Source organism: Micromonospora sp. NPDC051296 (assembly GCF_040682255.1).
Classification (GTDB): Bacteria; Actinomycetota; Actinomycetes; order Mycobacteriales; family Micromonosporaceae; genus Micromonospora; species Micromonospora craterilacus.
Genome location: NZ_JBFBAO010000318.1, coordinates 1 through 8,315, shown reverse-complemented (window position 1 = coordinate 8,315; position 8,315 = coordinate 1). Strand labels below are relative to the sequence as shown.

Genomic DNA, 8,315 nt, shown 5'->3' with positions numbered 1-8,315 from the left:
CTGCCTCTCGAGGGGTGCCCCCCGGGCGCCCCCACCCCGCGCGCGGGGGCGACACCCCACCCGTTGGCTACCCGCCGGTAGCCTGGCGCCGTGAGCGCGAAAGTGGAGTACGTGCAGGAGTTCGTCCAGGTCGACGGCGCCCGCCTCGGCATCCAGGTCTACCCGGAGCCCGAGGGCGTGACAGGTGCGCCGGTGGTGCTGGTCGTGCCGGCGATGGGAGTCCGGGCCCGCTACTACCGGCCGTTCGCCGCCGCGCTGCGCGCCGCCGGGCTGGCCGTGGTCGTGGCCGACCTGCGCGGCACCGGCGAGAGCACGCCCAGACCGAGCCGCGCCTGCCGGTACGGCTACGCCGAGCTGGCCGCCGACATCGGGGCGGTACGGGCGGCGTTGAAGGCCCGCCTGGACGGGCGGCGCACGCTGCTGCTGGGGCACTCCCTCGGCGGGCAGGCCGCCGTGCTGCATCTGGCCCTGCACGGTGAGCAGGAGGTGGACGGGCTGGCGCTGGTGGCCGTCGGCATCCCGTACTGGCGCGACTTCGCCGGCCCCCGGCGTTACGGCGTGCTGCCGTACACCCAGGGCATCGCCGCCACCACCCGGCTGCTCGGCGTCTGGCCCGGGTGGGGGTTCGGCGGCCGGCAGGCCGGCGGCGTCATCCGCGACTGGGCGCGCACCGCACGGACCGGTCGTTTCCCGCACCTCGACGGGGTGGACGCCGAGGCGGCGGTGGGCCGGATCCGCACCCCCGTGCTGGCGGTCAGCGTCGACGGCGACCAGTACACCCCGCACCCCACGTTGGACCGGCTCTGCGCCAAGCTCACCGCGGCCCCCGTGGTGCGCGAGCGCTACCCCGCGCCGGACGGCGCGACCCTGGACCACTTCACCTGGGTACGCGCCGCCGAGCCGATGGCCGCACGGGTGGCCGACTTCGCCGCCGGCCTACCCGCCCGATCGGACAGGTAGGCCGGCAGCCGAGGGAAGCTACCCGACCGGCAACGTTCCGGTGGTGTTGACGCCGCCGGAGCAGGTCGCGCCCGGCTCGAGGCTGGCGTTGACGCGGGCGACGCGGATGAACTCGTCGATGCGCCCGTCGTCCGCGGAGTCGACGGTCAGCCGGTAACCCCACGCCTGCAACGAGATCGGGGCGTCGAGCCCCTCGTACGGGCTGAGCATCATGTAGTCCACGCCGCGCACCCGTTCGGCCAGCTGCTCAACCTGCTCGGCGGGCAGGTCCGGTCGGTACGTGAGCCACACCGCGCCGTGTTCCAGGCTGTGCGTCGCGTGCTCGCTGGCGATCGGGGCGTCGTAGACAGCACCGTTGCAGTACTGCCACGCGCCGTTGTGGTTGCCCCCGACCGAGGGGTTGACCTCGTAGGTCAGCGGCCCGTTGCGGTGCTCGGCGGTCAGCCACGCGGGCCGGGGCGAGGTGTAGTCGACGACACCCGACACGGCCGCCAACCGTGACGACCACGGTCGGATGCCGTCCCAGGTGACCGCGCCGTAGGCGATGATCGCGACCGCGAGCACCCCCACCGCCACGAGCGCGGCGGTGAAGCCCCAGGGACGGCCCGGTCGCACCACCGTCTTGCGGCCCTTGCTCCCGGATCTGCGGTTCGCGGCAGCGCGGCCGGGTTGCGGCGGGGAAGCCTCCTTGCGGCCCTTGCCGCCGGACTTGCGGTTCGCGGCGGCGCGACCGGATGAAGGGGAAGCGTTCATGACGGTGCCTTTCTCGGTACGACGGCTGGGTCGGACGCGGCCATGGCGTCCTGAGGGGTACGGCAGCCGGCGGGGTGACCGCGGGGCGTGGCGAAGGTCAGCCGGTTCCGCGCGAACGGCGGCCCGGGTTCTCCCGGGCGACGCGATCGCGGCGGAGAGCACGCCGCCGGCATGGCCGAGGGGTCTCTGGTGAGACAGGGGTGGGGGCGCGCCGTTGCTCGACCCCTCAGCTGGGGTCGCGGCCACGATGGACGGACGGCGCGCACGTGCGCTCCCGACGGCACACCGGGTTCAGGTCACGCCGTGCCGTGTGGGAGAGGTGCTCCTACGTGCGAGAAACAGCCAGTTGGGTCAGCCGTGGGCGTAGGTGTTCCAGGAGGGGATGCCGGTCGCGCCGCTCGGGCCGGGGTGGGACGGGACGCCACCGCAGCTGCGTCAGCGACGGGAGCATGGTGACGGTGGTGGGGGCGACGGTGAACGACTGGCCACGGCAGGCCTGCTTGCCGGGACTGAACGGCTCGCCGGGGCACTCCCGGTCATCGTCGCGTACCACGGTGGACCCGGTGTCCGGCTGCTGGTAGCCGTCGTCAGCCGTGGTCTGGGCGGCGCTCGCGCCGTGGCGGCCGGTGGCCGAGGCGAGGCCCGGCTTCACCGCGATCAGTGCGAGCAGAACGGCCAGCAGCACGCACAGCAAGCGGGCGAGGCGTTTCCCGCCCCACCCCGTCACCAACGCGCGCCGTCCGGTCATCGCGGATGAGCATAACCAGCTCACCTGAGTACCCGGCCGTCCAGTTGACACCCACGCCGGCCACTCGACCCGGTCGTCCCATTTCTCCCACTTCACCGGGGTGCCGATCCCGGCCCTGCTTCCGCACACCGGTGCTGGGCGAGGCCGGTGACCGGCAGGGACGTAGCGGGCAGCCGGAGCGCCGGGATTAGTCGTCCGGGGCGCGGGTAAGCGACAGCGCCCGACACGGCGGATGGGGGACCACATGGCTGACAGTCACACCGCACTGCGCTCGATGCACGACCTGGGCCTGGCGGCCTGGTTCGGCGGCTCCCTGATGGGTGCCTTCGGCGTCAACGGCGCCGCCGCGCGAATCGGCGACCCGACCCAGCGACTCCCGGTGGCCTCGGCGGGCTGGTCCCGATGGACCCCGGTCAACGCGGCGGCGATCGGCGCTCACCTCGCCGGGGCGGTCGGCGAACTGGTGACCGAGAGCCCGCGGATGGCCGCCCAGGCGGGCGTCGGACGGGCCAGCACCCTGAAAACCGCGCTGACCATCAGCGCCCTGGCGGTGACCGGCTACAGCCGGCTGCTCGGCATGCGGCTGGCGAAGTCCGGAGCACCCTCCGTGCAGGGCGTCACGGAACCGAACCAGCAGACGCCGGCGAGCGTGGCGGCCAACCAGCGCAAGCTGAGGATGCTGCAATGGGCGGTACCGGCGCTGACCGGCGCCCTGATCGTGGTCACCGCGCACCTGGGCGAGCAGCAGAAGCCCGGGCAGGTGCTGCGCGGCATGCTCGGCCGGGCCAACGGCCTGATGAACGGGTCGATGGCGATGGGCAGGAACGCCCGCCGGATCGCGGCGGTGCAGGCGGTCCGTCGGCAGATGGCGATGTCCGGCCACTGACGGCCGACGGCAGCAGCGCGATCGCCGGCCGGCAGACCTGGCGCCGGCGCACCGACCAGCGAGGTGGCCATGACCGACAAGGACAGGCAGGACCGGGGACCGGAGCGTGTCGCGCCCTGGGGCACCACGGACGGCTTCGACGCCGATCCGCCGTGGGGCGCCGGTGACGACTCGCCCATGGACGAGGGCAGTGAGGCGACCGCGGTGTCCGAGGGTCGACGCGGCGAGCGGCGAGCGGGCGAGACCCCGACGGAGCACCAGCCCGCCGGCCGGCACGGGTTCGGGTCGGTGGAGCCGACCCGGACGCCGGCCGCCGGCCCGGGAGCGCCACCGGATCCGGCGCCGTCGGGGCGTACCTTCCCGGACGACGAGGCGGGCGAGGACCTGCCGGACAACGCGCTGGAGGAGGCGACCGGCATGCGGCCGGAAGGAGTCTCCTGGCACAGCTGAGCCGACGGAGCGTGCCTGACGCGCGGGCACCAGCCGCAGCGCCGGGCGGGCGGATCGACGACCGCTGGGCGGTGACCGCGGGGGCGACCGGTTGGTAACGTGCCGCGATGAGTCTGCGGCGTCGACCGGCGGCGGTGGCCGTCCGCGTGGCGGTCGTGATCAGCGTGCTGGCGGGCATCGTGCTCACCGCGCTCGGTCCGGCCACGGTGACCGGACTGCTGCCCTACTTCACCATCCAGAGCAACATCGCGGTCGGACTGGTCGCCGGGTACGCCGCCTGGCGGGCCTGGCAGGGTCGGCCGGCTCCGCCGGCCGCGGTCAAGGGGGCGGTGACCTTCTACATCACCATCACCGCGCTGGTCTACCACCTGGTGCTGGCCAACCCGGCCAGCCCGTTCGCCATGCCGGCCCCGGACCGGGCCCTCGACGAGGCGGTGGGCAACCAGTTCCTGCACACCGTGGTACCGCTGCTCGCCGTGGCCGACTGGTTGCTGCTGGACCGGCGCGGCCGGCTGCGCCTGCGGTACGCGCTCTGGTGGCTGGCCTTCCCGCTGGGCTACCTGGGCTTCGCGCTGGTACGCGGGCTGGTGGTGCACCGCTACCCGTACCCGTTCGTTGATGTCGGCGAGCTCGGCTACGGCGGGGTGGGGATCGTCGCGGCCTGCCTCGCCGTGGCGTTCTGGCTGCTCGGTGTGGTCTTCGTCGGCGTCGACCGGGCCCTGGCCAGGTACCGGACGGGCCGATCGGCGGGACCGACGGGACCAAGGACAGTGTCCGGGCCTGCGGAAACCGTGCCACGGTAGCCACCGGAGCCGGGTTTGGCCCGGCGCCTGCCGGGGAGCCGCCCGGCAGGCGATGCTCGACAACGGGAGGCAAGGATGCGTGCGCTGCGGCTGCCCGCCTGGAAGACCGAACCGGAGCTGGTCGAGGTCGACGAGCCGACGCCGGGCCCGGGTCAGGTGGTGGTGAAGATCGGTGGTGCCGGAGCCTGCCACTCCGACCTGCACCTGATGCACGATTTCGAGCCGGGCGCGGTGCCCTGGAACCCGCCGTTCACGCTGGGCCACGAGAACGCCGGTTGGGTGCACGCGCTCGGCGCCGGGGTCACCGGGCTGGAGATCGGCCAGCCGGTCGCCGTGTACGGCCCGTGGGGATGCGGCACCTGCGCCCGCTGCCGGGTCGGCGTCGACACCTACTGCGAGAACCCGGCCGGCGCACCGGTGCCCGGCGGCGGCGGTGGGCTCGGGCTGGACGGTGGCATGGCCGAGTACGAGCTGGTGCCGGCCGCCCGGCACATCGTGCCGCTGCCCGAGGGTCTGGACCCGGTGCTGGCGGCACCGCTGACCGACGCGGGCCTCACCCCGTACCACGCGATCCGCCGGTCCTGGTCCAAGCTGCCGCCCGGCAGCACCGCGGTGGTGATCGGTGTCGGCGGGCTCGGGCACGTCGGCGTGCAGATCCTGAAGGCCACCACCGCGGCCCGGGTCATCGCGGTGGACAACCGGGACGACGCGTTGCGGCTCGCCGAGGAGTGCGGCGCCGACCTGACGCTGCGTTCGGGCGAGCGCACCGCCGAGGAGATCCGGGCGGCCACCGGCGGTCGGGGCGCCGATGTGGTGCTCGACTTCGTCGGCGTCGACGCCACCCTGCGCACCGGTGCCGCCGCCGCACGCACCGTGGGTGACCTGACTATCGTCGGGATCGGCGGTGGCACGTTGCCGGTCAGCTTCTTCTCGGTGCCGTACGAGGTCAGCATCCAGACCACGTACTGGGGCAGTCGCCCGGAGCTGATCGAGGTGCTCGACCTCGGCGCGCGCGGGCTGGTCCGGCCGAAGACGACCACGTTCCGCCTGGACGACGCGATGACCGCGTACCGGATGATGCAGGAGGGCACGCTGGAGGGCCGGGCCGTCATCGTGCCGTGACTACAGTGATCATGTGGTCGCCGCGTTGGAGCTCTACCTGGACACCGCCGCCACCCGACGGATCCGGGTGCTCTGGGACGCCCTGGAGGCCGAGGGGGTGCAGAGCATGCGCTCCCTGCTGGAGCAGCGGCACCGGCCACACGTCTCGCTCGCGGTCGCGCCGAGTTTCGACCCGGACCAGGTAGCGGCGGCGCTGGCCGGCACCACGGTGGCGGCGCCGCTGCGGCTGTCGTTCCAGCACGCCGGGCAGTTCGTCGGCCGGGTGCTCTGGCTGGGCCCGGTGCCCACGGTGGAACTGCTGGAGCACCACCGGAAGGTGCACCACCGACTCGCCGCGGCCGGCATCCAGCTGGTCGAGCACTACCAGCCGGGCCGGTGGGTGCCGCACTGCACGCTGTCCATGCGGGTACCGAACACGCTGATGGCCGCCGCCGTACGCCGGTGCCTGGAGGTGCTGCCGTTGGAGGCCACCGTGGTCGGCGCCGCCCTCACCGACCACGCCCGCGGCATCTCCCACCCTCTTCCCTAGACGGGGGTGGCGCGGCCGTGGCGCCAGTAACCCATGAAGGCCACCGCACGCCGGTCCAGGCCGCGCTCGGCGACCAGATGCCGGCGCAGGGTACGGATCACCCCCGCCTCCCCCGCCAGCCACGCGTAGAGCGGGGCCGTCGGGATCACGTCCGGCACCTCCCAGAGGATCTCGCGGTCCACGTCGACGTCGTCCACCTGCTGGGTGGCCGCCGACCCGGCGCCGGAGAGCAGTTCCCCCGCCGCGGCGGCGACGGCGCCGACGAGCCGACTGCCGTGCGGGTCGGCGCCCCGGGGCAGCCAGGTCACCTCCACCCCGGGCGGCGTGACCAGCGGTAGCACGTCCTGCTCCGCCGGTACCTCCAGCAACACCCGGCCCTGCGCGTGCAGCGGCAGCCGCTCGCAGATGCCGCCGATCGCCGGCACGGCCGTCTCGTCCCCGGCCAGCAGCAGGCACCCGGTCGACGGAGGCCGGAACTCGACTCCACCGTGGTCGCCGCCGAACTCCGCGTCCGGCCCCAGGATCGCGATCTCGTCGCCGAGCCGGACCCGCCGGGCCCACCGGGTCGCCGGACCACCGTCGCCGTGCAGCACCAGGTCGACGTCCAGCTCGTTCAGGTACGGCCGGACCGCCCGGGCGGTGTAGGTGCGGATCGGGTTGCGGCGGTGCTCCGGCAGCGCCCGCCACTGCGCGTACCAGTCCGGGCCCTGGGGCAGGTACACCCCGCGCTGGCCGGGCAGCGGCAGGGCCAGCTTGATCCGCTGGTCGTAGCCGTTGTCGGCGAAGCGGTCCAGGTCCGGGCCGGTGAAGGTGACCCGGACGAAGGACGGGCTGAGTCGGCGTACCGCGCGGACCTCGACGGTGAACATCCGCCACGGTGCGATGGGCAGGGTGTTGGTCATGCTGTCTCTCTCTTTGCGGGCCGGGTCGCGTCCGGGCGCTACCGGGGTTGGGACGCCGTGGCGCGCGAGCGCCACAGCAGCCAGACGAAGTACGGGGTGCCGATCAGGGCGGTGACCAGGCCGGCCGGGATCTGGGCCGGGGCGATCACGGTGCGGCCAAGGGTGTCGGCGAGGCTGACCAGGGCCGCGCCGAGCAGCGCGGCGACCGGGAGCACCCGGGCATGCCGGCCACCGACGAGGGCGCGGGCGGCGTGCGGGCCGACCAGCCCGACGAAGCCGATCACACCGACGGCGGAGACCGCGGTCGAGGTGAGCAGCGCCGCCGCACCGAGCGCGACCAGCCGGGTGCGTTCCAGCCGGACGCCGAGCACCCGGGGGGTGTCGTCGTCGAGCGTCATCAGGTCCAGTTCGCGCCGGGCCGCGACCACGGCCGGGGTGAGCACCAGCAGGGCGATCGCCACCGGCAGCACCTGCGTGGCGGTACGGCCGTAGGTGGAGCCGGAGAGCCAGGTCAACGCCTTACCGGTGTTCCAGGGGTCGAAGGCGACGATCAAGAAGGTGATCATCGCCAGGCCACCCTGCCAGGCACCGAACCCGATCAGGACCAGCCGGTCGGAGCTGAGCCCGCCGCGCCAGGCCGTTCCGTAGACGAGGGCGAAGGCCAGCATCGCGCCGAGCCCGGCCACGCCGGAGACGGCCCACACGCTGGCCAGCGGCACGAAGGTGAGCAGCGATACCGCGCCCAGTCCGGCACCGGCGGTGATGCCCAGGATGCCGGGCTCGGCGAGCGGGTTGCGGCAGACCGCCTGCACGGTGGTGCCGGCGACCGCGAGCGCCGCACCAGCCAGCATCGCCGCGGCGACCCGCGGCCACCGCTGGTCCAGCACGAAGGTGTACGCCGGCCCGGTGCTCCCGTTGAGCCAGTTGGCGATGTCGCCGAGCAGCACCCAGGTGTCCCCCGCGAGCATGCCGAGCAGCACTGCGGCGACGGTGACCGTACCGGCGACGGCGACGACGCCGCGGCGGAAGGCCGCCGAGCGGACCGCCACCGGGCCGCCGGGCGGGCGGCGGGTGGGGCCGGCGTCGCGGTGCCGGCGGGCCAGCCAGATGAGGATGGCGGCGCCGAGCAGGGTGGTCACCACGCCGGTGGGGATGTCGACGC

At 74.1% G+C, this 8,315-nt stretch carries 10 protein-coding genes; 6 read left to right on the top strand and 4 right to left on the bottom strand.

All coding sequences use genetic code 11. The annotated features are described in order from the left end of the window. The first annotated feature begins 102 nt into the window (after positions 1–102). Complete coding sequence (locus tag AB0M52_RS26355; protein WP_363958904.1) at positions 103–960, top strand: alpha/beta fold hydrolase; 858 nt, start codon at positions 103–105, stop codon at positions 958–960. Positions 961–978: 18 nt separating this feature from the next. Here the strand turns inward: AB0M52_RS26355 and AB0M52_RS26350 are convergent, their stop codons facing one another. After that, a complete protein-coding gene (locus AB0M52_RS26350; RefSeq protein WP_363958901.1) occupies positions 979–1,713 on the bottom strand; it encodes a DUF3105 domain-containing protein in 735 nt (244 codons plus the stop codon). 325 nt (positions 1,714–2,038) lie between these two features. After that, the gene (locus AB0M52_RS26345) at positions 2,039–2,461 is read right to left on the bottom strand and encodes a hypothetical protein (RefSeq protein ID WP_363958898.1); all 423 of its coding nucleotides are present in this window, start codon (positions 2,459–2,461) and stop codon (positions 2,039–2,041) included. Positions 2,462–2,705: 244 nt separating this feature from the next. On the opposite strand from AB0M52_RS26345, the gene AB0M52_RS26340 reads away from it, so the two are divergent. The 5 genes from AB0M52_RS26340 to AB0M52_RS26320 all read left to right on the top strand — a co-directional run bounded on the left by AB0M52_RS26340 (position 2,706) and on the right by AB0M52_RS26320 (position 6,251). Beyond that, positions 2,706–3,347, top strand: coding sequence for a hypothetical protein (locus AB0M52_RS26340; protein ID WP_363958896.1), 642 nt, complete (start codon positions 2,706–2,708; stop codon positions 3,345–3,347). Between the two features lie 69 nt (positions 3,348–3,416). Then, a complete protein-coding gene (locus tag AB0M52_RS26335; RefSeq protein ID WP_363958893.1) occupies positions 3,417–3,797 on the top strand; it encodes a hypothetical protein in 381 nt (126 codons plus the stop codon). Between the two features lie 107 nt (positions 3,798–3,904). Further along, on the top strand, positions 3,905–4,600 hold the full coding sequence (locus AB0M52_RS26330) for a Pr6Pr family membrane protein (RefSeq protein ID WP_363958890.1): 696 nt from the start codon (positions 3,905–3,907) through the stop codon (positions 4,598–4,600). Positions 4,601–4,675: 75 nt separating this feature from the next. Continuing rightward, positions 4,676–5,722: an NAD(P)-dependent alcohol dehydrogenase gene (locus AB0M52_RS26325; protein WP_363958887.1), complete on the top strand. Its 1,047-nt coding sequence runs from the start codon at positions 4,676–4,678 to the stop codon at positions 5,720–5,722. 13 nt (positions 5,723–5,735) lie between these two features. Beyond that, positions 5,736–6,251: a 2'-5' RNA ligase family protein gene (locus tag AB0M52_RS26320; RefSeq protein WP_363958883.1), complete on the top strand. Its 516-nt coding sequence runs from the start codon at positions 5,736–5,738 to the stop codon at positions 6,249–6,251. Here the strand turns inward: AB0M52_RS26320 and AB0M52_RS26315 are convergent. Both AB0M52_RS26315 and AB0M52_RS26310 read right to left on the bottom strand, forming a co-directional pair. Then, positions 6,248–7,153 carry a siderophore-interacting protein gene (locus AB0M52_RS26315; protein ID WP_363958880.1) on the bottom strand — a complete coding sequence of 302 codons (906 nt, stop codon included), beginning with the start codon at positions 7,151–7,153 and terminating at the stop codon, positions 6,248–6,250. The genes AB0M52_RS26320 and AB0M52_RS26315 overlap by 4 nt on opposite strands. Before the next feature lie 38 nt (positions 7,154–7,191). Further along, positions 7,192–8,315: iron ABC transporter permease (locus tag AB0M52_RS26310; protein ID WP_363958877.1), on the bottom strand; the 1,124-nt coding region annotated here is incomplete at its 5' end.